Annotated in this window: 21 protein-coding genes; 7 read left to right on the forward strand and 14 right to left on the reverse strand. The window is 62.2% G+C overall.

The genetic code is table 11. The features are described 5' to 3' along the window. The first annotated feature begins 15 nt into the window (after window positions 1–15). Window positions 16–408 (forward strand): 50S ribosomal protein L17, encoded by a 393-nt coding sequence (rplQ, locus tag JNO51_RS01575; RefSeq protein ID WP_215780566.1) that lies wholly within the window; start codon window positions 16–18, stop codon window positions 406–408. Between the two features lie 53 nt (window positions 409–461). Here rplQ and JNO51_RS01580 read toward each other — a convergent pair whose 3' ends face one another. Together JNO51_RS01580 and JNO51_RS01585 are read right to left on the reverse strand one after the other, a co-directional pair. Next, window positions 462–1,259 (reverse strand): MOSC domain-containing protein, encoded by a 798-nt coding sequence (locus tag JNO51_RS01580; protein ID WP_215780569.1) that lies wholly within the window; start codon window positions 1,257–1,259, stop codon window positions 462–464. Between the two features lie 50 nt (window positions 1,260–1,309). Continuing rightward, window positions 1,310–2,695 (reverse strand): PLP-dependent aminotransferase family protein, encoded by a 1,386-nt coding sequence (locus tag JNO51_RS01585; RefSeq protein WP_215780571.1) that lies wholly within the window; start codon window positions 2,693–2,695, stop codon window positions 1,310–1,312. Window positions 2,696–2,967: 272 nt separating this feature from the next. Between JNO51_RS01585 and JNO51_RS01590 the strand changes: the two genes are divergently transcribed. From JNO51_RS01590 to JNO51_RS01605, 4 genes are all read left to right on the forward strand, one after another. After that, window positions 2,968–4,845 carry a methyl-accepting chemotaxis protein gene (locus JNO51_RS01590; protein WP_215780573.1) on the forward strand — a complete coding sequence of 626 codons (1,878 nt, stop codon included), beginning with the start codon at window positions 2,968–2,970 and terminating at the stop codon, window positions 4,843–4,845. A gap of 182 nt (window positions 4,846–5,027) precedes the next feature. Further along, on the forward strand, window positions 5,028–6,341 hold the full coding sequence (locus JNO51_RS01595) for an aspartate aminotransferase family protein (RefSeq protein ID WP_252346148.1): 1,314 nt from the start codon (window positions 5,028–5,030) through the stop codon (window positions 6,339–6,341). Between the two features lie 13 nt (window positions 6,342–6,354). Beyond that, the gene (locus tag JNO51_RS01600) at window positions 6,355–7,842 is read left to right on the forward strand and encodes a CoA-acylating methylmalonate-semialdehyde dehydrogenase (RefSeq protein ID WP_215780576.1); all 1,488 of its coding nucleotides are present in this window, start codon (window positions 6,355–6,357) and stop codon (window positions 7,840–7,842) included. Window positions 7,843–8,010: 168 nt separating this feature from the next. Next, the gene (locus JNO51_RS01605) at window positions 8,011–9,657 is read left to right on the forward strand and encodes a methyl-accepting chemotaxis protein (protein WP_252346149.1); all 1,647 of its coding nucleotides are present in this window, start codon (window positions 8,011–8,013) and stop codon (window positions 9,655–9,657) included. A 37-nt stretch (window positions 9,658–9,694) separates the two neighbouring features. Here JNO51_RS01605 and lnt read toward each other — a convergent pair whose 3' ends face one another. The 7 genes from lnt to JNO51_RS01640 all read right to left on the reverse strand — a co-directional run bounded on the left by lnt (window position 9,695) and on the right by JNO51_RS01640 (window position 16,462). Continuing rightward, on the reverse strand, window positions 9,695–11,248 hold the full coding sequence (gene lnt / locus JNO51_RS01610) for an apolipoprotein N-acyltransferase (RefSeq protein WP_252346150.1): 1,554 nt from the start codon (window positions 11,246–11,248) through the stop codon (window positions 9,695–9,697). Then, window positions 11,238–12,074: an HlyC/CorC family transporter gene (locus JNO51_RS01615; RefSeq protein WP_215780587.1), complete on the reverse strand. Its 837-nt coding sequence runs from the start codon at window positions 12,072–12,074 to the stop codon at window positions 11,238–11,240. Before JNO51_RS01615 ends, lnt begins: the two co-directional genes overlap by 11 nt. 5 nt (window positions 12,075–12,079) lie before the next feature. Continuing rightward, window positions 12,080–12,586, reverse strand: coding sequence for an rRNA maturation RNase YbeY (ybeY, locus tag JNO51_RS01620; protein ID WP_215780606.1), 507 nt, complete (start codon window positions 12,584–12,586; stop codon window positions 12,080–12,082). Continuing rightward, complete coding sequence (locus JNO51_RS01625) at window positions 12,561–13,526, reverse strand: PhoH family protein (RefSeq protein WP_215780608.1); 966 nt, start codon at window positions 13,524–13,526, stop codon at window positions 12,561–12,563. The genes ybeY and JNO51_RS01625 overlap by 26 nt, the downstream gene beginning before the upstream one ends. 28 nt (window positions 13,527–13,554) lie before the next feature. Then, on the reverse strand, window positions 13,555–13,842 hold the full coding sequence (locus JNO51_RS01630) for a YciI family protein (protein WP_215780611.1): 288 nt from the start codon (window positions 13,840–13,842) through the stop codon (window positions 13,555–13,557). A 15-nt stretch (window positions 13,843–13,857) separates the two neighbouring features. Beyond that, on the reverse strand, window positions 13,858–15,186 hold the full coding sequence (gene miaB, locus JNO51_RS01635; protein WP_215780613.1) for a tRNA (N6-isopentenyl adenosine(37)-C2)-methylthiotransferase MiaB: 1,329 nt from the start codon (window positions 15,184–15,186) through the stop codon (window positions 13,858–13,860). Between the two features lie 154 nt (window positions 15,187–15,340). Then, window positions 15,341–16,462, reverse strand: coding sequence for a metallophosphoesterase (locus tag JNO51_RS01640; RefSeq protein WP_215780616.1), 1,122 nt, complete (start codon window positions 16,460–16,462; stop codon window positions 15,341–15,343). A 95-nt stretch (window positions 16,463–16,557) separates the two neighbouring features. On the opposite strand from JNO51_RS01640, the gene JNO51_RS01645 reads away from it, so the two are divergent. After that, window positions 16,558–16,926, forward strand: a complete 369-nt coding sequence (locus tag JNO51_RS01645; protein ID WP_215780619.1) for a VOC family protein — start codon at window positions 16,558–16,560, stop codon at window positions 16,924–16,926. Window positions 16,927–16,952: 26 nt separating this feature from the next. Here JNO51_RS01645 and JNO51_RS01650 read toward each other — a convergent pair whose 3' ends face one another. The 4 genes from JNO51_RS01650 to JNO51_RS01670 all read right to left on the reverse strand — a co-directional run bounded on the left by JNO51_RS01650 (window position 16,953) and on the right by JNO51_RS01670 (window position 20,724). Continuing rightward, the gene (locus JNO51_RS01650) at window positions 16,953–17,435 is read right to left on the reverse strand and encodes a glutathione peroxidase (RefSeq protein WP_215780621.1); all 483 of its coding nucleotides are present in this window, start codon (window positions 17,433–17,435) and stop codon (window positions 16,953–16,955) included. A gap of 67 nt (window positions 17,436–17,502) precedes the next feature. Beyond that, window positions 17,503–18,603: an Ohr family peroxiredoxin gene (locus JNO51_RS17305; RefSeq protein WP_252346151.1), complete on the reverse strand. Its 1,101-nt coding sequence runs from the start codon at window positions 18,601–18,603 to the stop codon at window positions 17,503–17,505. Between the two features lie 27 nt (window positions 18,604–18,630). Next, window positions 18,631–19,659, reverse strand: coding sequence for an NADP-dependent oxidoreductase (locus tag JNO51_RS01665; RefSeq protein ID WP_215780624.1), 1,029 nt, complete (start codon window positions 19,657–19,659; stop codon window positions 18,631–18,633). A gap of 168 nt (window positions 19,660–19,827) precedes the next feature. After that, window positions 19,828–20,724, reverse strand: coding sequence for an aldo/keto reductase family oxidoreductase (locus tag JNO51_RS01670; RefSeq protein ID WP_215780625.1), 897 nt, complete (start codon window positions 20,722–20,724; stop codon window positions 19,828–19,830). A gap of 124 nt (window positions 20,725–20,848) precedes the next feature. On the opposite strand from JNO51_RS01670, the gene JNO51_RS01675 reads away from it, so the two are divergent. Then, on the forward strand, window positions 20,849–21,190 hold the full coding sequence (locus JNO51_RS01675; RefSeq protein WP_215780626.1) for a zinc ribbon domain-containing protein YjdM: 342 nt from the start codon (window positions 20,849–20,851) through the stop codon (window positions 21,188–21,190). A 12-nt stretch (window positions 21,191–21,202) separates the two neighbouring features. On the opposite strand, the gene JNO51_RS01680 is transcribed toward JNO51_RS01675, so the two are convergent. Further along, a complete protein-coding gene (locus JNO51_RS01680; protein ID WP_215780627.1) occupies window positions 21,203–22,123 on the reverse strand; it encodes a glutaminase in 921 nt (306 codons plus the stop codon). Window positions 22,124–22,253 lie beyond the last annotated feature (130 nt).

The following is a 22,253-nucleotide window of genomic DNA, read 5'->3' on the forward strand; positions in this document are numbered from 1 at the left end:
TAAAGGACATTAACAATGCGTCATCGTTACAGTAATCGTAAACTGAACCGCACGACCAGCCATCGTCTGGCGATGCTGCGCAACATGGCCAACTCGCTGCTGCGTCACGAAGCGATCGTGACCACGCTGCCGAAGGCCAAGGAACTGCGCCGTGTGGCAGAGCCGCTGATCACCCTGGGCAAAGAACCCTCGCTGGCTAACCGCCGCCTGGCCTTTGACCGTACCCGTGATCGCGAAATCGTCGTTAAGCTGTTCGACGTGCTCGGCCCGCGTTTCGCTACCCGCAATGGTGGTTATCTGCGTATCCTGAAATGTGGCTTCCGCAAGGGCGACAACGCTCCGCTGGCTCTGGTAGAGCTGGTAGACCGTGCCGAAGGCGTGGTTGCTGCTGATGAATCCGCCGAGTAATATCGGTTGATTCGAAAAAGCCAGCTCATCGAGCTGGCTTTTTTTACGTCTGATCAAAACGAATAACGGCTTTCCAGCACCTCCACCTCATCGCCGACGTAGATCAGTCCGGCATTCAGCGCCCGCAAATTGCTGCCAAAGCAAATTCCCTCGGCTAGCTGCCGGGTACGGATCAACGTCTTCAACGGCTCATTCTGCTCATCCTTCACACCGGTATCCGGATCCACCGTCGTCAGTACACAACGCGAACATGGCTTGGTGACCTCGAACAACACCTCCCCGATACGAATTCGCAGCCAGTCATCTTCCTCATAAGCTGCGGCCCCGCTAATCAGCAAATTCGGCCGGAAATGACGAACGGTGACCGGTTTCGCCAGCAAGCCATTGAGCGCCTCCAGCGAGGACTGGTTCACCAGCAGATAAGGATAGCCATCCGCAAAAGACAAGGCCGCTTCCTGATCCTTCTGCGACCGGGTCGGCTGCTGGCCCAGCCAGAGCAGCCGACAGGGCTCACCCAGGTAGTCGCTGAACCAGGCATCCACCCGCTCGTCACCGTGATAGGCCACAAAGTGATCGCCCCATACCTGGCACTCCACGGGCTCGTCATAGACGGTCATCATCGCCAGTACAGGCGCCCGGTCAGCGGTTTTAAACAAGGCCGCCCCCGGAATCAGGTCAATTTCGATCCGCACCATGGCCGGATGCGTCCTGGCCGTCATGAACGCCCCGCTGCCATCCACCAGCAGCCACTCACGGTCATGCAGCAGCCCCTGCTGGTCGGCAAACGCCCGCGTATATTCGATCCCGCGGCCAGATTTCAGCGGGTGCACAAACAGATTAGCTAAACGCATAAACCTTCCTTGAAAACCGGGCAGGGCGCCGCATCAGCCCTCTGCCTGCATTACAGGTTGAATGTCTGCAAAAAATCCCATAGCGACTCGTCCTGGCAGAATGCCACATTGAAGCGCAGCCAGGGCGATACCCCACCGCCGGGGCGGAACAGATTGCCCGGAGCCAGCAAAAAGCCCGCGGCCTTGGCCTGCCGGGCCAGCTCCAGACTGTCATAGGGCATGGTCGGTCGGGCCAGCAAAAACAGCCCATTATAGGGACGGGTAAACAGCTTCCAGCCGATGGCCGAGAATCGATCCGCACAGCGGAACTGCGCCTGCGCCAGCCTGCCGCGCAACTTCTCCAGCTGCTTGTGTTGCTTCGACTCCTGCAACATGGTCAGAATCGCCCGCTCGTTCAATTCCGGCGACGTCATGCCGGTCATCATCTTGAAGCGCGTCATCTGAGCCAGCAGCGGTTCGCGTGCCGCGAGAAAGCCCACCCGCAGCGCCGGTGACAAGGACTTGGAAAAGCTGCCGATATAAATCACCCGCTCAAGCCCATCCATCGCTGCCAGCGTCGGTTGCGGCCAGCCAGCCAACTCCGCCGAAACATTGTCCTCAATCAGATAAAAATCATGCTGTTCGGCCAGCTTCAAAACCTGATGCGCCGTCTGCATGTCATAGCTGGCCCCGGTCGGATTCTGCAGCCAGGGATTGGTAATGAACGCCTTGGGCCGGTGCTGTCGCAGCAACCCTGCCAGTACCGCCGTATCCGGTCCGTGCGGCGTCCAGGGAACCCCGACCACCTGGATCCCCTGAAAGGTCAGACTCGACAACACATTGCAATAGCCCGGGTCATCCACCAGCACCGTATCGCCAGGCCGTGCCAGGCAGCTCGCCGCGATATGCAGTGCGCTGCTGGCGCCCTGGGTGAGCAGAATCTCCTGGGCTCCCAGCGCCAGACCCTGCTCGCCCAGCGCGCCTGCCAGCCATTGGCGCAGACCGGCGAAGCCCTGCGGGTCGCCATACTCCGCCGTCAGGGCATTGTCGCGCGCCAGCGCGCGCAAGGCGCGGTGTTGCGCCTCGATGTCATACCAGTCCTGCGGCAACCAGCCGCAGCCCGCCGGCAGTCGCTGGTCGGACTGGTGATACACATTGTGCAGCAACCAGTGCTCATCGACCGGCAGGTCGACAATGCGCGGGGTACTGACCGGCGAGCGTGTCAGACGCTCGCGCACAAAAAACCCCGAGCCGCGCCGTGACTCGATCAGCCCGCGTGCGACCAGCCGCTCATACGCCTCCACCACCGTGAAAGGACTGACGCCAATTTGCGCCGCTTGCTGCCGGATGGAGGGCAGGCGGGTTCCCGGCGGGCTGCTGCCCTGCTCGATCGCCTCGGCCATCGATAATTCAATTTGTTCAGCGCGCGTCGGCGCTGCTTTCAGGCGTGGTTTCATCGATTTTGCTGCAATTGGTTATGCATTATGGCTAATTTAAACCCTAGTCTATCGAAACCCAAGGCTATATGTTACAAATATCGCATAAGCAGTAATGTAGTGTTATTCATTATTGCCATTCTCTGTCTATAGTGGGGTAGCAAACGCGCGCTGGCGCAATAAACAAGACACAAGCTGCATTGAGGAACAACATTCAGTAAACGCGGTGGCCAAACCGGTCGCATGCCGGGCAGGCTGAGTATAAATATAAGAGTCTTCGGGGAGCACCAATCATGCGGTCATTGAAAGTCAAGCTCATCATCTTTGTCGCTGTGCTGATGACCATTCTCAGCGCGGTGATTGCCGGTCTGGTCTACAGCCAGATGCGCAGCAGCATCGTCGAGGGGGTCAACAACGAACTCGGCGGCACGGCAGCAGGCTATGCGACCTTCGTCAAAGGCTGGTATGACGACCGTCTGCAGGCCGTCGTTGCCGGCAATCCGCTGGTCAACAGCGCCGACCCGGTGCCGACACTGGCCCGCATGAACGAAGCGGCCGGCTTCGCCACCACCTATGTCGGCTTTGCCGATCACCACATCGTCTACTCGGACGGCCACCCGCAAAAAGCCGGCTATGACCCCGTCAAGCGCCCCTGGTACCAACAGGCCGTCGCCATGGGCAAGCCGGGCGTCTCGGCACCCTATGTCGACTTTGATACCGGCAAGCTCTGCCTGACCTTTGTCTCCCCGGTCATGGAGGGGGGCAACGTCAAGGCCGTGGTGGGGGGCGACGTGTTCATCGATGCGCTGGTCAAGGCCGTGTTGTCGGTCAAGCTGCGTGGTGATGGCTATGCCTTCCTGGTCGACAAGGCTGGCAACGTGATTGCCCACCACAACCAGCAACTGACGCTCAAGCCGCTGGCCAACATCGCCCCGGATCTGACCGCCGACAAACTCAATGCGGCGGCGGCCAGTGGCGACGTACTGCAAACCCAGCTGGAAGGGACCGACAACTACGTGAAGGTGGTGCCGATTGCCGGCACCGACTGGCTGCTCGGCATGTCCATGGGTTCGAGCGTCGTCAGCGAGCCGATGACCAAGCTGCTGCTGACCATCATTGGTATTGCCGTCATCGCGCTGATCATTCTGGTGCCGATCGCCAGTGCCGTGCTCGCCAGCATGCTGTCCGGCCTGAAGCGCCTGAGCCAGGCCATGCGCGAAATCTCGCAAGGTGAAGGTGACCTGACACGTCGCATCAATGTTTCGGGTCAGGATGAAATTGCCGAAACGGCCATGGCCTTCAATACCTTCGTCGGCCACCTGCAAGACATGTTCCGTGCCGTGAAGGAAGAAGCGGATCGCGTCATCAGCGGTGTCGAACAGGCCGGCAGCACGGTACGTCGCGTGGCAGACGATTCGCGCGAAATCTCCGATGTGTCCAGCTCCAATGCGGCCACGCTGGAACAGATCACCGTCAGCATTTCGCACATTGCCGATGCCGCACGCGAAGCCGACAACCTGGTCAGCCAGACCGGCTCGGTGTCGAGCGAAAGTGCCGCCGACATGGAGAAGATCTCGCGCGAAATGGGACGCACCGTCGACGCCGTCAAGGGCCTGTCCAGCATGCTGGAAACCCTCGACAACCGTTCGCAGCAGATTACCGGCATCACCAACGTGATCAAGGACATTGCCGACCAGACCAACCTGCTGGCGCTGAATGCCGCGATTGAGGCGGCCCGTGCCGGTGAAATGGGCCGCGGCTTCGCCGTGGTGGCCGACGAAGTGCGCAAGCTGGCTGAACGCACGGCACAGGCGACGCTGGAAATTACCGGCATGGTCAACACCATCCGCGAAGAAACCAGCCAGGCCGTCACCAACATGCAGCGCACCGTCAGCTCGGTCGATGGCGGGGTCGAACTGACCCAGAACGCGGTGCAGCGTATCGAGGACATCCGTGCCGCCATGCAGAGCGTCGTGGCCAAGATGAACGAAATCTCGCTGTCCACCAGTGAGCAGCACAATGCCACTACCGTGATCGCGCAAAGTACCGAGCGCATCAACGGCCGCATCATCGACAGCGACAACTCGCTGCAGGGCGTGCACCAGACCCTGTCGGTCCTCAATGATGCCGCCTCCAAGATGCGTGAAATGTTCGGCCGCTTCCGCGTCTGATCACGACCGTCTTGCCGACGAAGCCACCGCCCAGCGGTGGCTTTTTTCATGGCGATGACCGCAACTGTACTGGTCGGAACACTGATACGGTTTTTCACAAAAATCGCCAACTGTATATGTAATTGTATTGGTGAGGCGATTAGATTGAACGCATCAGACCCGCCCGGGCAGAGGAGAACACCATGAGCAGCAATCGCGACGCCTACTGGATGCCGTTTACCGCCAACCGTCAGTTCAAGCAGAACCCGCGTCTGCTCGTTTCCGCCGATGGCATGTACTACACCGATGCCGATGGCCGTCAGGTACTGGATGGCGCGGCCGGCCTGTGGTGCGTCAACGCCGGCCACAACCGCCAACCCATCGTCGAGGCCATCCAGCGTCAGGCGGCCACCCTCGACTATGCGCCACCATTCCAGATGGGGCACCCGCTCGCCTTTGAAGCCGCCGAGCAACTGGTGACCATGGCACCCGAGGGCTTGACCCAGGCCTTCTTCGTCAACTCCGGTTCCGAGGCGGTCGAAACCGCCCTCAAGATGGCCCTGGCCTACCACCGGGTACGCGGTGACGCTGCCCGCGTCAACCTGATCGGTCGCGAGCGCGGCTACCATGGCGTCAATTTCGGCGGCATTTCGGTGGGCGGCATGGCCGGCAACCGCAAGCACTTTCCGGTCGGCCTGCCCACCGTCGACCATCTGCGCCACCCGCTCAACATCGAGAAAAACGCCTTCAGCCACGGCCTGCCGGAACATGGCGCCGAACTGGCCGATGAACTGGAAAGCCGCATCCTGGCCCTGCACGACCCGTCGACCATCGCCGCCGTCATCGTCGAACCCATGCAAGGCTCGACCGGGGTCATCCTGCCGCCCAAGGGCTACCTGCAGCGACTGCGTCAGATCTGCGACCAGTACGGCATTCTGCTGATCTTCGATGAAGTGATCACCGGCTTCGGGCGACTGGGGGCCGACTGGGCCAGCAACAAATTCGGCGTCCTGCCCGATTTGCTGACCTGTGCCAAAGGCCTGACCAATGGCTGCGTGCCGATGGGGGCCGTACTGGTCAAACCCGGCATCTATCAGGCCTTCATGGAGAGCGCGCCGGAGCACGTGATCGAATTCCCGCACGGCTACACCTACTCGGCCCATCCGCTGGCCTGCGCGGCGGCCATTGCCACCATGCAGCTCTACCGCGACGAGGGCCTGTTCCAGCGCGCCGCCGAGATGGCGCCGCTGTTCGAGGGGGCCGTCCACAGCCTGCGCGGCAAGCCTCATGTGCGCGACATCCGCAACCTGGGACTGGTCGCCGGCATCGAACTCACCCCGCGGGCCGGCGAGCCCGGCAAACGCGGCATGGAGGTCTTCCTCAAGTGCTGGGAACAGGGTGTCATGGTGCGCGTGACCGGCGACACCCTCGCCGTCTCGCCACCGCTGATCATCGATGCCCAGCAGATTGATCGCCTGTTTGCCGTCATCGGCAGCGCCATTGAACAGACACACTGAATCCGGAGCCCCCATGCAGACCCTGACTCATTACATCGCCGGCGAACCACACGCTGGCAACAGCGAACGCTTTGCCGATGTGTTCGACCCTGCCAGCGGCAGCGTCACCGCCCGCGTTCCGCTGGCCAGTGCCGCCGAAGTGTCGGCAGCGGTAGACGCCGCCCGCCGCGCCTTCCCCGCCTGGGCCGACACCCCGCCGCTCAAGCGCGCCCGCATCCTGTTCCGCTTCAAGGAGCTGCTGGAGCAAAACCAGCAAAAGCTGGCCGCGCTGATCTCCGCCGAACATGGCAAGCTGGTGCCGGATGCGCTGGGAGAGGTCACCCGCGGTCTGGAGGTGGTGGAATTTGCCTGTGGCATTCCCCATCTGCTCAAAGGCGAATACAGCCCGCAGGTCGGCAGTGGCATCGACAGCTTCAGTCTGCGCCAGCCCCTGGGGGTAGTGGCCGGCATCACCCCGTTCAACTTCCCGGCCATGGTGCCGATGTGGATGTTCCCGGTGGCGCTGGCTTGCGGCAACTGCTTCATCCTCAAGCCTTCCGAACGCGATCCCTCTGCCGCGCTGCTGCTGGCGCAACTGCTGGCAGAAGCCGGCCTGCCCGCCGGCGTATTCAATGTGGTCCACGGGGACAAACTGGCCGTCGATGCCTTGCTGGCGCATCCGGAAGTCGCCGCACTCAGCTTTGTCGGCTCGACCCCGATCGCCAAGTACATCTATGAAACCGGCGCCTCCCACGGCAAGCGTGTCCAGGCACTCGGTGGCGCCAAGAACCATCTGGTGGTCATGCCCGATGCCGATCTCGATCAGGCGGTCGAGGCACTGATCGGTGCCGCCTACGGCTCTGCCGGCGAGCGCTGCATGGCCATCTCGGTCGCTGTCGCCGTGGGCAACGTGGCCGATCGGCTGGTTGAGCGGCTGGCCGAGCGTGCCCGCACGCTGAAAATCGGCAGCGGCAATCAGCCCGGGGCCGAAATGGGTCCCCTGGTGACCCGCCAGCATCGCGACAAGGTCAGCCAGTACATTGCCAGCGGGGTTGAGCAGGGCGCCTCGCTCGTGGTGGACGGGCGGGAATACCGGCATGCGCAGGCGCCGGAGGGCTTCTTCCTCGGGGCCAGCCTGTTCGACCACGTCACCCCGGAAATGACCATCTATCGCGAAGAAATCTTCGGCCCGGTGCTGAGCGTGGTGCGCGTCGACGATTTCGAGCAGGCGCTGGCGCTGATCAACCGTCACGAGTTCGCCAACGGCGTCAGCCTGTTTACCCGCAGCGGGGGCGTTGCCCGCGAGTTTCAGCAGCGCATCCAGGTCGGCATGGTCGGTATCAATGTGCCCCTGCCGGTGCCGATGGCCTTCCATAGCTTCGGGGGTTGGAAAGCCTCCCTGTTCGGCGATCACGCCATGCACGGGCCAGAAGGCGTGCGCTTCTATACCCGCATCAAGACGGTGACCAGCCGCTGGCCGGACAACCTTCATGCCGAGTTTGTGATGCCGACCATGAAATAACGTTGCATTTTCGCTGCGTTTCTCCCCAAGCCCTGCTCAATGCAGGGCTTGTTGCTTCTGCTTGTCTCCCGCGGGTGTGATACTAAACTGTGATTTATAAGTAATGACGTATTGAAAATCTAAATATATAAATAATGACAAACGGGCGAAGCCCGATGCGGAGGGGATATGATTACAGCAGCATCCAAAGGCATGAGTCTCAGGCTCAGGCTCATCGCCCTGATGGCCTTTGCCGCACTCCTGATCTGTGTCCAGGGGGGATTCAGCATCCTCAATCAGCGCGACATCATGTTGCAGGATCGTCAGGACAAAATCCGCAATCAGGTCGAGTCGGCCGTCAGTGCCGTGAGCCGATTCGAAACCATGGCTGCCGAGGGGCAGGTGCCGCTGGATCAGGCGCAAAAGATGGCCAAGGCCGCCCTCTCGGCCATGCGCTACGACCAGAAAGAGTATTTCTTTGGCTTCGACGCCGGCATGCACTATCTGGTGCAGGGCGTGAAACCAGCCCTGCTCGGCAAGGATGCCCACGGGCTGCACGATGCCGGCGGCAAGAATCTGGGTGAGCTGTTCGATCAGACGCTGGCACAGGGCAACGGCAAGGGCTTTGCCGCCTATATCTGGGACAAACCGGGGTTCGATACCCCGCAACCCAAAGTCTCCTACCTGATGACGACACCCGGCTGGCACTGGATCATTGGCACCGGCATCTATCTGGATGATGTCGACCATGCCTTTTATGCCCAGATGCGCTGGCTGCTGCTGCAGGTCTCCCTGTCCTTGCTGGTGTTGCTGGCACTGGGCGCCCTGGTGACCCGCCGCATCCTGCGCCAGCTCGGGGCCGAGCCGGATATCACCACCGGCGTGGTGCATCGCATTGCCGCCGGGCATCTGGACGAACCGGTGCCGCTGCAGCCCGGCGACCGCCACAGCCTGCTGGCCGCCGTGGACGACATGCGCCAGCAACTGCGCCAGTTGGTCAATGACATTCTGGCCGGCGCCAATCATCTGGGACAGACCAGCGCCCAGGTCACCCAGAGTGCCGAGCACGTCGCCATCGGCTCGCGCGAACAGAGCCAGGCAGCCAGCAATATGGCCGCCTCGGTCGAGTCCATGACCCAGAGCATTCAATCGATTGCCGAGCATGCCCAGGAGGCCCGACGCCTGTCCCAGGTCTCCGGCGAGCTATCGCGCGAAGGGACCGATGTCTTGCGCCAGGCCGAAGGGGAGATGAACCGCATCGGCGACTCGGTCAATGCGGCGGCGCAGACCATCGGCGATCTGGCAGCCAAGACAGCCAACATTACCTCCATCGTCCAGGTCATTCGCGAAGTGGCCGATCAGACCAACCTGCTGGCGCTGAATGCGGCCATCGAGGCCGCCCGGGCCGGAGAGGCCGGACGAGGCTTTGCCGTGGTGGCCGATGAAGTGCGCAAACTGTCCGAGCGGACCGCTTCGGCGACCCGGGAAATTGCCACCATGGTGGAGGAAATCCAGCAAGGCTCGGATGCCTCCCATGAAACCATGGCGCAGGCGGTCGAGCGGCTGGAAAGCGGCTTGAACATGATGCATCAGGGGGGCGATGCCGTTGGCCGCATTCAGCAAAGTGCCGAATCAGTGTTGAGCGCGGTGCAGGACATTACCGAAGCCTTGCGTCAGCAGGGCGAGGTCAGTGCCGACATTGCCCGCCATGTCGATCAGATCGCACAGAGCAGCAATACCAACGCCTCGGCGACCATGCAGACTTCACAGGCGGTAGAAGAGATTCACCGGCGCACCGAGCTGCTGCGCAGTCTGGTGGCGAAGTTCAAGGTCTGAGTCCATCGGGGCCGGCCGGTCGGCCCGGCCCCGTGACTCACAGATGATCGCGATAGCGCGCCCGGATGCCGGACGGGCGACGCCACAGCCGCAGCAGCGGCAGCAGCAACAAGGCGGCACAGGCCAGCAGCACCGGCAGGTTGCCGAAACGCATATAGGGCGTCAGACCGCTGCGCCCCTCTGCATAGCCCAGCAGCACCTGGCGGGTGAACGGCGCGGCAATCGCATCCACCGCGCCATCCGGACGAATGATGGCGGTCATGCCGGTATTGGTCGAACGCAGCATGAAGCGGCCGGTTTCCAGCGCCCGCGCCTGAGCTAGCTGCAGATGCTGGCTGGCGGCAGTGCTCTTGCCGAACCAGGCCAGATTGCTGACATTGGCCAGCATGGTCGAACGTGCGGCCGGACCGATCAGCTCCTCGCCAAAACTGTCCTCATAGCACACATTGAAGGCAATCTTCTGCCCGGCCATCTCCAGTGGTGCCTGATCGCTGCCACCGCGCGAAAAGCCGGCCAGCGGCATGTGCATCAGCTGATACAGCCAGCCGGTCAGCCAGGGCAAGGGAATGAATTCGCCGAAAGGCACCAGATGATCCTTGGCGTAATAGGGCATGCCCGGCGTGGTCAGTGCCACCACGGCGTTCAGATAGCCCGCCGGATCCTTGTCGCTGCGACGCGGCACGCCGACCGCCAGCGCCATGTCGTTGTGGCTGGCGATGCTTTGCAGCACCTCGACGTAATTCGGCGGCAATTCGTTCAGAAACACCGGCAGGGCGGTTTCCGGCAGAATCATCAAATCGGCCCGGGTGTTGGCGACCTGCTGACCATACAGCCGCAACGTCGATTCGAAACTGACCGGATCCCACTTCAGTGATTGCGGGACATCGCCCTGAGCCAGTGCCACGGTGATCGGCTTGCCGACCGGCGTGGTCCAGCTCAGCATCTTGAGCTGCATGCCCCAGACCCAGAGCAGCGCGAGGCCGATGGCCAGACCCGCGCGCCACCACTTGCCGGATTGCAGCGCCAACTGCAAGGCCCCGGCAGTCAGCGCCACCAGCAGCGTCACCAGCAGAATGCCGCCGATCGGCGCGAAGCCGGCCAGTGCACTCTCGGTAATCTGCGAATAACCAATCTGTCCCCAGGGGAAGCCGGACAGCATCCAGCTGCGCAACCACTCGGTCAGCGTCCAGCTGGCGGGAAACAGCACCAGCCAGCGGGTGGCTGCGCCATGCTGACAGGTGTCGCTGATGCGGACAGTCATCCAGGCCGCCAGACCGGGGTAAAGCGCCAGATAGGCCGGCAGCAGCAAGGTCAGCAGCCCGGCCAGCACCGCCGGCATGCCGGCCACGTCATGCAGCGAGATGAAGATCCAGTTGAAATTGCACAGATAGGCGACCAGCCCCCAGGCATAGCCCAGCCAGAAGGCATGCTTGCCGCCGCGCTGCAGCGTGTTGGCCAGAATGGCCAGCGACAGCGGCATCACCCAGTAGAGGCGATAGGGTGCGAAAGCGAGCAGGGTCATGACCCCGGCCAGGGTGGCCAGGATCAGCAACAGCGCGAGGCGCATGGCTTTGGAACGTTCAGGCGTCACTGCGGATTTTTTCTACCAGAAGGGTTTGCAGCCGACGGCTGTCGGCCTTGATAACGGTAAAGCGCATGCCGTCGGACACCTGGCTGTCGCCCCGCTTGGGAACGTGGCCGAACATCTCCAGCACCAGACCGCCAATGGTGTCGACATCGTCGCTGGCAAAGCGGGTGCCGAAGTAATCGTTGAAAGTATCGATTTCGGTCAGGGCGCTCACCCGGTGGCGTTGGCCGCGTACCGGCACGATCTGTTCTTCGGTATCGGTAAAGTCGGTTTCATCCTCGATGTCACCGACAATCTGCTCGATCACATCCTCGATGGTGACCAGACCGGCGACGCCGCCATATTCGTCCACCACCACCGCCAGGTGATTGCGGGTACTGCGGAAATCCTTCAGCAGCACGTTGAGCGGTTTGGACTCCGGAACAAACACCACCGGGCGCAAGGTCTTGGCCAGGTCGAAGGTTTCCGGATTGTGGAAGTAGCGCAACAGATCCTTGGCCAGCAGGATGCCGATCACATCATCGCGGTCTTCGCCGATCACCGGAAAACGCGAGTGACCACTTTCGACCACCATCGGCAGAAAACGCTCGATCGGCTCGGCTTCGCGGATCACATCCATCTGACTGCGCTGGATCATGACATCGCCGACGGTCAGTTCGCCGACCGACAGCACCCCCTCGATCATGCCCAGCGCATCGGCATCCAGCAGCTTGCGCTCGAAGGCGGTATGCAACAGTTCGACCAGTTCCTCGCGATCTTCAGGCTCGTGCTGGAACAGCTCGGACAAACGTTCAAACCAGTTGGGACGGGGTTTACTGGGGTCTTCCATGATGTTCAGGCGTGCTCCTCGCCGTAGGGGTCAGGGTATCCTAGCCGTTTCACGATGACGGTTTCAAGCGCTTCCATGGCTTCGGCCTCATCCTCTTCCAGATGATCGAAGCCCTGCAGATGCAACATGCTGTGCACCACCAGGTGCGCATAGTGTGCATCCAGTGTTTTGCCTTGCTCTTCCGCCTCGCGCGCCACCACACCGGCCGTCAGCACAATGTCGCCAAAAAGCGGCATGCCGGGGATCGGATCTTCGCCCTCATTCAGGGCAAAGGTGAGGACATTGGTGGCATAGTCCTTGCCGCGATAGTCGCGGTTCAGCGTGCGGCCTTCCTGTTCATCCACCACCCGCAGGCCGATTTCCGCCTGCGCCACGTCCGGCAGCAGGGCGGCTTCGGCCCAGCGGCGCAGCAGGGCCGCATCCGGCAGACCCGTCGGGTCCACCACAAACTCGATCGCCAGCTGCAGACGGGCAGCGGCTTGTCGTCTAGTTCTTTGCTTGGCGATTTTCATCCTGACCCTGCCATTGTTCGTAAGCGTCGACGATCTTCTGCACCAGCGGGTGGCGCACCACGTCCTCGCTCTGGAAATGCTGGAAATGAATGCCGCGGATCTGGCCGAGAATGCGCTCGACCTCCACCAGGCCGCTCTTCTGGTGCCGGGCCAGGTCGATCTGCGTCACGTCGCCGGTGATCACCGCGCGCGAGCCGAAGCCGATCCGCGTCAGGAACATCTTCATCTGTTCCGGCGTCGTGTTCTGCGCTTCGTCGAGAATGATGAAACTGTTGTTGAGCGTGCGACCGCGCATATAAGCCAGCGGGGCAATCTCGATCAGCCCCTTCTCGAACAGGCGCGTGACCTTGTCGAAACCCATCAGGTCATACAGCGCGTCATACAGGGGGCGCAGATAGGGGTCGACCTTCTGGGCCAGATCGCCGGGCAGAAAGCCCAGCTTCTCGCCCGCCTCGACCGCCGGGCGCACCAGCACCAGACGCTTGACCTGGTCGCGCTCCATGGCATCCACCGCGCAGGCCACCGCCAGATAGGTCTTGCCCGTCCCTGCCGGACCGATACCGAAGGTGATGTCGTGCTCGAGAATGGCCTTGATGTAATGCGCCTGACGCGGCGTGCGCCCGCGCAATTCGCCACGACGGGTGCGCAGGTGCAGTCGATCTTCCTGTTCTGCCGCAGGACCCTGGCGGCGAATCTCCACCAGACACAGCTGCACATCCTCGATGTCCACCGGCTGTTTTTCCGCCTGCAGATAGAGTTCGGTCAGGGCCTGGACCGCGGTGCGGGCCAGTTCGCCCTGAATCTTGAAATGTTCGCCCCGGCGCTGAATGGCCACGTCCAGGGCGTTTTCGATCTGTTTCAGGTTCTCGTCCAGCGGGCCGCACAGATTGGCCAGGCGCTCATTGTCGACGGGATTGAAACTCAGTGGTTCTGTCAGCAAGTTGCAGAGATCTCCAGAAGGCGTACGGTCACGCCGTTGTCAGCACTTCAAAGCCGGGCGCCGTCATGCTCGGCACGAATTCGGTCACATCGTAGCGCGCCACGGCGCCGACAGCAAAAGGATCCCTGGCCAGCCAGGCATCCAGTTCGGCACGCTCGCCGCGCGCCAGAATGACGCCACCCTCGCGCGGCACCTTGCGGCCGGAGGCGATGAAAACACCGGCGGCATACGCGTCCTTCAGCCAGGCAATGTGCGCTTCCAGCAGGGCATCCACCTCTTGCAGCGGACGGGTATAAGTCAGCGAAACAATATACATGCCGTGTTCTCCCGTTCAGTCCTGGATGAGTGCCTCGCCGCGCAGCGAATGCGCGAAGGCCTCGACGATGCGGACATCGATCATCTGATTGATCAGACGCGGGTGCCCCAGGAAATTCACCACCCGGTTATTGGCGGTACGCGCCGCCAGCTGACCCGCCTCCCGCTTGCCCAGTCCTTCGACCAGTACCCGTTGCACGCTGCCCACCATGGCCTGGTTGGTCGCGTAATGATTGGCCTCAATCACTTCATTGAGGGCCTCCAGACGACGCACCTTGACCTCTTGCGGCGTGTCATCGCTCAAATTGGCTGCCGGCGTGCCGGGACGCGGACTGTAGATGAACACAAAGCTCAGATCGAAAGCCAGGTCGCGCGTCAGCTTCAGCGTGGCTTCGAAATCGGCTTCGGTCTCGCCCGGGAAACCGACGATGAAGTCGGATGACAGGCACAGATCCGGCCGCACGGCGCGCAATTTGCGGATCACCGACTTGTACTCCAGCGCGGTATAGCCACGCTTCATCGCCATCAGGATGCGGTCGGAACCACTCTGCACCGGCAGGTGCAGGTGCGAGACCAGCTTGGGCAGTGTGCGGTAGCAGTCGATCAGCCGGTCGGTGAACTCGCGCGGATGGCTGGTGGTGAAACGCAGCCGCTCCACCCCCGGAATCTCGTGCACATACTCCAGCAACATGGCGAAGTCGGCGATGTTGCCATCGGCCATCAGGCCACGATAAGCGTTGACGTTCTGCCCCAGCAGCGTGATTTCCTTCACGCCCTGCTGCGCCAGACCGGCCACCTCGGTCAGCACGTCCTCGAACGGCCGCGAGACTTCCTCCCCCCGGGTGTAGGGCACCACGCAATAGGAGCAGTACTTCGAGCAGCCCTCCATGATCGAGACAAAGGCCGCGCCCCCTTCCACCTTGGCCGGCGGGATATGATCGAACTTTTCGATTTCCGGAAAGGAAATGTCCACCTGGGAGCGCCCGCTGTCCTGGCGGCTCTTGATCAGCTCCGGCAGGCGGTGCAGGGTCTGCGGACCAAACACCACGTCCACATAGGGCGCGCGCTTGATGATCTGCTCGCCCTCCTGCGAGGCGACACAGCCGCCCACCCCGATCAGCAGATCGGGCTTCTGCAACTTCAGCTCACGCACGCGCCCCAGGTCGGAGAACACCTTCTCCTGTGCCTTCTCGCGCACGGAACAGGTGTTGAACAGGATCACGTCGGCGTCTTCCGGCGAGTCGGTCTTGACCATGCCTTCGGCGCTGCCGAGTACGTCGAGCATCTTGTCCGAATCGTACTCATTCATCTGGCAGCCGAAGGTCTTGATAAACACTTTCTTCATTGCAATCGATCCAGCCTGTCAGGCCAGGGGCGCATGTCCGATGCAAAAAGCCCGTTGAACCGGCTCAACGGGCTTGGGCGTGACGCGCCGCTCTGGCGGGTGCGTATTCAAACCGCTGATTATACGGCCAAAAGCCATCAAATCGCTAGCCTCTCTATGCGCGCGTCAAGCGCAACAGCGTGATCTCCGACGGGGCAAACAGCCTGACCGGCGGTCCCCAGTAGCCCGTACCCCGGCTGGTGTAGACCCATAAATCACCCAGGCGGTGCAGCCCGGCGACAAAGGGCTGCTGCAGCGGCACCAGCCAGTTCCAGGGGACGAACTGACCGCCATGGGTATGCCCCGAAAGCTGCAGATCGAAACCTGCGGCTTGCGCGGCAGGGGCCGAGCGCGGCTGATGGGCCAGCAGGACGCGCAGCGCCGCCTCGGCGGGCGCGCCGGCCAGCGCAGCCTGCGGATCGCTGGCCACCCCCCCTTCAAAGTGCCCGGCCGAATAATCCGTGACCCCGGCCAGCACCCATGAACGCGATCCGCGTGGCAGCACCACGTGCTGATTTTCCAGCACCGTCAGGCCGAGCCGGCGAAACTCGGCGATCCATTCGCGCGCCCCCGAGTAATACTCATGATTGCCGGTCACCAGATAGACCCCCTGCGGGGCCTGCAAGTCCGCCAGCGGGCGGGTATGCCCGGCCAGCTGCCGTACACTGCCGTCGACCACGTCCCCGGTGATGGCGATCACGTCCGCACCCAGGGCATTCGTTCGCGCCACCATCCGGGCCAGATACCCACGTTTGATGGTCGGCCCGACATGGATATCGCTCAGCTGGGCGATACGCAGCCCTTCCAGCTCGGGCGGCAGACCGGCAATCGGCACCGTGACCTGTCGTACCCGGGCCACCCGGCGGGCCCCCGCCATGCCGACCAGCAGCAACAAAGGCGACAGCCAGATGACCGCCGTGGCCGAGTCAGGCGAGAAGCTGGCCAGCCAGTCCGGATGCACCAGCCGGATGGCCAGCAGCGCCACATCCCGCAATGCCGTCAAACTCAATGTCAGCGCAAACAGACCGAACCAGCTCAGGCCGATCCAGGAGAGCGCATCGGCCAGGGCCGGCCAGCGAATACTGCGCAGCAGCAGAGAAAACGGCACCACCAGCACCGAAAGCAGCAACAGGGCCAGCGAGACCGGACCGGGCGCACTCAGCAGCCGCAGACCGATATACAGATGCAGCAGGGCGGACAGCAGCAGAAAAGACAAGATGACGCGACGCGGGGGCATGCAGGCCTCTATTCAAATGCAGATTAATAAACTACTAAAAAATCAACTATAACGGTTTATGACAGGAAAATAGAAAGGCAAGCACAGGAGCTGCCATGGCGATTCCCTCTCACGTACTGCTCTATGTCGACGATCCCGACGCCAGTGCCACGTTCTATCAGACCGTGCTCGGCGACCTGCCGGTGCGCAGCGACCCATCCTTTGTCCTGTTCGAGCAGCCTACCGGCCTGCGCCTCGGGCTGTGGGCCCGACACAGCGTGCAGCCGGAGGCGACCATTGCCGGCGGCGGGGCCGAGCTGGTCATCGTGCTGGACGACGAGGACGCCGTGGACGAGCGCTACCATGCATTGCAGCAGCTGGGCCTGTGCATCATCCAGCCGCCACAGGACATGACCTATGGCCGCAGCATGGTGCTGCTCGACCCGGATGGTCACCGCATTCGCCTGCTGGAACCGGCGGGCTGAGCCTGCCGGAAAGATGCCTGTGGCCCCTAGAGCAGGGCCTCGATGCGGGCGGCCAGTTTTTCCGGCCGGGTGAACGGGGCGAAACGGCCAACCACCTGGCCCTGACGATTCACCAGAAACTTGGTGAAGTTCCAGTGAATCCTGCCCAGGCCCAACACCCCGCGCCGAGCCTGCTTGAGTTCGCGCCACAGCGGGTGTGCCTGCGGACCATTGACCTCGATCCGCGTGGCCATCGGAAAACTCACGCCAAAATTCTTCTGGCAAAAAGCACCGATCTGCTGATTGCTGCCCGGATCCTGCTTGCCGAACTGATTGCAGGGAAAGCCCACCACCACCAGACCGCGAGCGGCAAAGCGCTCATGCAGCGCCTGCAGGGCGGCAAACTGCGGCGTAAAGCCACACTGGCTGGCGGTATTCACCAGCAGCAAGACCTTGCCCTGCAGGCTGGCCGGGTCAATACGCTGGCCGTCCAGGCCGACAATCGGGTGACGCAACAAATTGGATGTCATGATAACTCCGGGCAGATCAATGCCCCCATGCTGCCATGCGGCAACCGGGGGCGGCAATGAGAATCACTTATCGCGACAGCAGCTGCAACAGCGCTTCGGCCACCGGGGCGGAAGAGGCCGGATTCTGACCGGTGATCAGCAGACCATCCACCTCGACATGCGCCAGCCAGTCATCGCCCTTGCGATAATCGGCCCCCAGACGCTTGAACTCGTCCTCGATCAGGAACGGCACGACCGCACTCAGCTGTACCGCATCCTCCTCGCTATTGGAGAAACCCGTGACCCGCTTGCCGGCCACCAGCGGGCGGCCATCCGCCTGACGGGCATGGCGCAGCACGGCCGGCGCATGGCACACCGCGGCCACCGGCTTGCGCTGACGATCAAAAGCCTCGATCAGGGCGATCGAGTGGGCATCTTCGCTCAAATCCCACAAGGGACCGTGACCACCGACATAGAACACGGCATCAAAGTCCTCCGCATGGAGGCCGGCCAGCGGGCTCGTGGCAGCCAGCGCGGCCTGAGCGGCAGGATCCTGGCGGAAGCGGCGGGTTTCCTCGGTCTGGAACGCCGGATCATCGCTTTTCGGGTCCAGCGGCGGCTGACCGCCTTTGGGCGAGGCCAGGGTAATGCGTGCACCGGCATCGCGGAAGGTGTAGTAGGGCGCGGCAAACTCTTCCAGCCAGAAGCCGGTTTTGTGGCCGGTATTGCCCAGTTGATCGTGCGAGGTCAGCACCATCAGCACACGAGCCTGCTTCGGCACCACCGTCAGATGCAGCCGTACCTCGACATTGCCCTTGAGCGCATTAGAGTAGGGGCAGGCGGCATGCGCCGCGGCCAGCAGTTTCTCCCCACTTTCCTGATCGACGCCAAACAGGCTGACATGCAGATCAACGTCCAGCGAAAAACCGCCACTGGCATTCTGCCCCATGCCGACTTCCGCCCGCGTCTGGCTGCCCGGCAGCGCCATTTTCAGACGTTGCGCGACATGAATCAGGGCATTGTCGAAACAGGCGGCATAGCCCAGCGCAAACAGTTGTTCCGGATTGACACCGGACTTGCCACTGCCCGGCGTCGACATCGCCACATCAAAGCTGCCGTCATCCAGACGGGCATGGCCACTGCGGCCACCGATGGCGGTGGCACTGGTCTTGTAAAAAATCTTCATCATGATGCTCCTCGTGATGTTGGATAGGGATCAGGCCAGCCGGACAACCAGCTTGCCGAAATTCTTGCCTTGCAACAGACCCATCAAGGCCTCGGGTGCCTTCTCCAGCCCCTCGACCCGGTCTTCGCGCAGCTTGATCGCGCCACTGTTCACCAGCGGCAGCATGGCTTCGAGAAACTCGCCATAGCGATGGGCATAATCATCAAAAATAATGAAACCCTGCATGCGGATACGCTTGCGCAACAACGTCCCCATCAGCAGCGACAGGCGGTCCTCGCCTTGCGGCAGGCCGGTGGCGTTGTACTGAGAGATCAGCCCGCACAGCGGCACGCGCGCGGCCGGGTTGAGCAAGGGCAGCACCGCATCGAACACCGCACCGCCGACATTCTCGAAATAAACATCAATCCCCTGCGGACAGGCCGCAGCCAGCCGGCCGGGCAGATCAGCCGCCTTGTGATCGATACAGGCATCAAAGCCCAGCTCTTCCACGGCGTAGCGACATTTCTCGTCGCCGCCGGCAATGCCGACCACCCGACAGCCCAGACGCTTGGCCAACTGACCCACCACCGAACCCACCGCACCGGTCGCGGCGGCCACCACCACCGTCTCGCCGGCCTTCGGCTGGCCGATATCCAGCAGACCCATATAGGCGGTAAAGCCCGGCATCCCGAGCACGCCCAGATAACGGCTCGGTTCGGCGACCTCCCGCCCCAGTTTGTGCACCGACCCGGCCGCGACGACGGCCAGTTCCTGCCAGCCGCCATTGGCCAGCACCCAGTCACCTTCGGCAAAGTCGGGGTCCCTGGATTGCAGCACCTGACCGACAGTGCCGCCCACCATCACCTCATCAATCGCCACCGGCGCCGCATACGATTTGGCATCACTCATGCGACCGCGCATATACGGGTCCAGCGACAGATAAACCTGTCGCACCAGCAGTTCCCCTTCTTGCAGCGCGGGCAACGTGGCGTCCTCCAGGCGGAAGTTCTCGGCCTGCGGGGCGCCGACCGGGCGCGAGGCCAGCACGATACGGCGATTGTTCAGTGAAGCGTGTGTCATGGCAGATCCTGTTGAGTAGACCAGTCGTCTAGGTTGTGGGCCAAAAAAATCCGCAGACAACTGCGGCGATGGCATCAATGAGCACACTATAATATCAATTAGACCGGTCGTCTAGTGGCCGGACAAGAAAAATGCCGACCCCGTTGCGGGCGGGTCGGCATGCCTGACTCAGGCGACCTCGTGGCCGCAGGCGGCCTGCAGAATCCGGTACCAGTCCTGCCGTTCCAGCGACAAGGAACACGCGGCCACGGCGTCGCGGATCACCTCGATCCGCCCGCTGCCGGTGAGCGGCAGGGGCCGGCAGGGCAGTTGCATGATCCAGGCGTAGACCAGGCTGGCCACCGAGCTGCCGTATTGCGCCGCCAGCTGGGCCAGCACCGCCTGCAGCGGCGAAGTGTCATTGTGGCGGAACAACAGCCCGCCCCCCAGCGCCGACCAGATCATCGGGGCGACCCCGTGACGCTGCAGCGTATCGAACTGCCCGTCCTGCAGGGCGGACAGCTGCAGCGGCGAGAACTCCACCTGATTGGTCACCAGCTCAATACGGCTGTTGAGCGCCTCGAACTGCAGCGGGGTGAAATTCGACACGCCGAAATGCCGCACCTTGCCAGCGGCACGCAGCGTTTCAAACGCCCGGGCCATCTCGTCATAGTCCATCAGCGGATCGGGGCGGTGAATCAGCAACAGGTCCAGCGTCTCGACCTGCAGCTCCGCCAGCGTACGTTCGGTCGAGGCCAGAATATGGGCCGCGCTGGTGTCGTAATGCTTGATGCGGTGTTCCAGCCGGTGCGACGAAGTCAGCTTGATGCCGCACTTGCTGACCAGCTGAATCTGCTGCTTCAGCGCCGGCGCCTGCTGCAGCGCCGCGCCAAAAAGCTGCTGGCACTGGTAATCGCCATAGATATCGGCGTGATCAAACGTCGTGACCCCCAGCTCGATACACTGCTCGATCAGACGAATGCGCTCGGCCAGCGACAGATTCCAGTCGGCCAGACGCCACATGCCGGCCACAATGCGGGAAAAAGACGGGCCATGACGGCTCAGGGAAAGACGGGGACTCAGCATCGATCACTCCTTGAAACCGGCCTGTTGCCTCACAGGTCCGGGAAAATGTCGCGGCAGAAGACTATTCTGCCATCAGGGGGATCGGTTATCCTCTCGCCTTCTTTTACCTTGATCGGAATGCAGCATGTCCCAGATTCCCGCCTGCCCACAATGCGCCATGGAAAACACCTATCCGGATGGCGACAACTATGTCTGTGCCGATTGCGGCCACGAGTGGTCGGCGCTCGCCACAGCGGCCAGTGAAGAAGAGGCCGCACCGGTCAAGGATGCCAACGGCACCATCTTGCATGATGGCGATGCCGTGGTCCTGATCAAGGATCTCAAGGTCAAGGGGAGTTCCATCACCCTCAAAATGGGTAGCAAAGTCAAAAGCATCCGCCTGGTCAGCGGCGGCGATCACGAAGTGGATTGCCGCATGGATGCCGGCAACTTCATGCTCAAGGCCTGCTTCCTGAAAAAAGTCTGAGCGCCGGGTCGCCTAGAAAATGGAGTTACCCGCCAGGGTGGTAAAGCGCTCCAGCGCCATGCCCCCTGCCAGCGAATTGCCGTTGGCATCCAGCCCGGGCGACCAGACGCACACCGCCAGTTCGCCCGGCACGATGGCCACAATCCCGCCGCCGACCCCGCTCTTGGCCGGCAAGCCCACCCGATAGGCAAAGTCACCGGCCGCATCATAGGTGCCGCAGGTCAGCAGCACCGCACTGATCCGCTTGGCCTCACTGGCCGTCAGCAAATGCTCGCCACTATTCGGCACCACCCCGCGATTGGCCAGAAACAGCGCCGCCGTGGCCAGCTCACGACAGCTCATGGCAATCGAACACTGGTGGAAATAACTGTTCAATAGCACATCGACCGGCGACTGGATGCGACCAAAACTCTTCATGAAGTGCGCCATGGCCGCATTGCGATGGCCGGTGGCGGCTTCCGACTCGGCCACGGCGTGATCAAAGTGGATATCACTCCGCCCGCTCAGGCGGCGCAGGAAATGCAAAATGGCCAGATGGGCGTTGACCGAGTGACTGCACAGCACATCGGTCACCATCAGCGCACCGGCATTGATAAACGGATTGCGCGGCTTGCCGGCCTCATTCTCCAGCTGAACCAGCGAATTGAACGGATTGCCCGAGGGCTCGCGTCCCACCCGTTCCCACAAGGCATCCCCCAACTGGCGGAAGGCCAGGGTCAGGGCAAACAGCTTGGAGATACTCTGGATGGAGAAGCGTTTGTCAGCCGCGCCGACCGAATAATAACGGCCATCCAGCGTGACGACGCACATACCGAACTGAGCCAGCGGCACCTGTGCCAGCGAAGGAATATAGTCGGCCACGCGCCCCTGATGGGTCAGCGGCGCCACTTCCAGCGCGATATCCTCAAGGATGGCCTGATAATCAACCTGCATGATGTCCTGCAAATGGGCAAGCGGGGCGCCTAGCGTACCGCAGTTTGCCAAGCCAAGTCTTTGATCTGAGTGCGGCAAGATGGGCAGAACCATGGCATGGATGTTGACGTTGTCATGGCAGGGGCAAGGA

This window comes from Paludibacterium sp. B53371, from assembly GCF_018802765.1.
Taxonomy (GTDB): Bacteria; Pseudomonadota; Gammaproteobacteria; order Burkholderiales; family Chromobacteriaceae; genus Paludibacterium.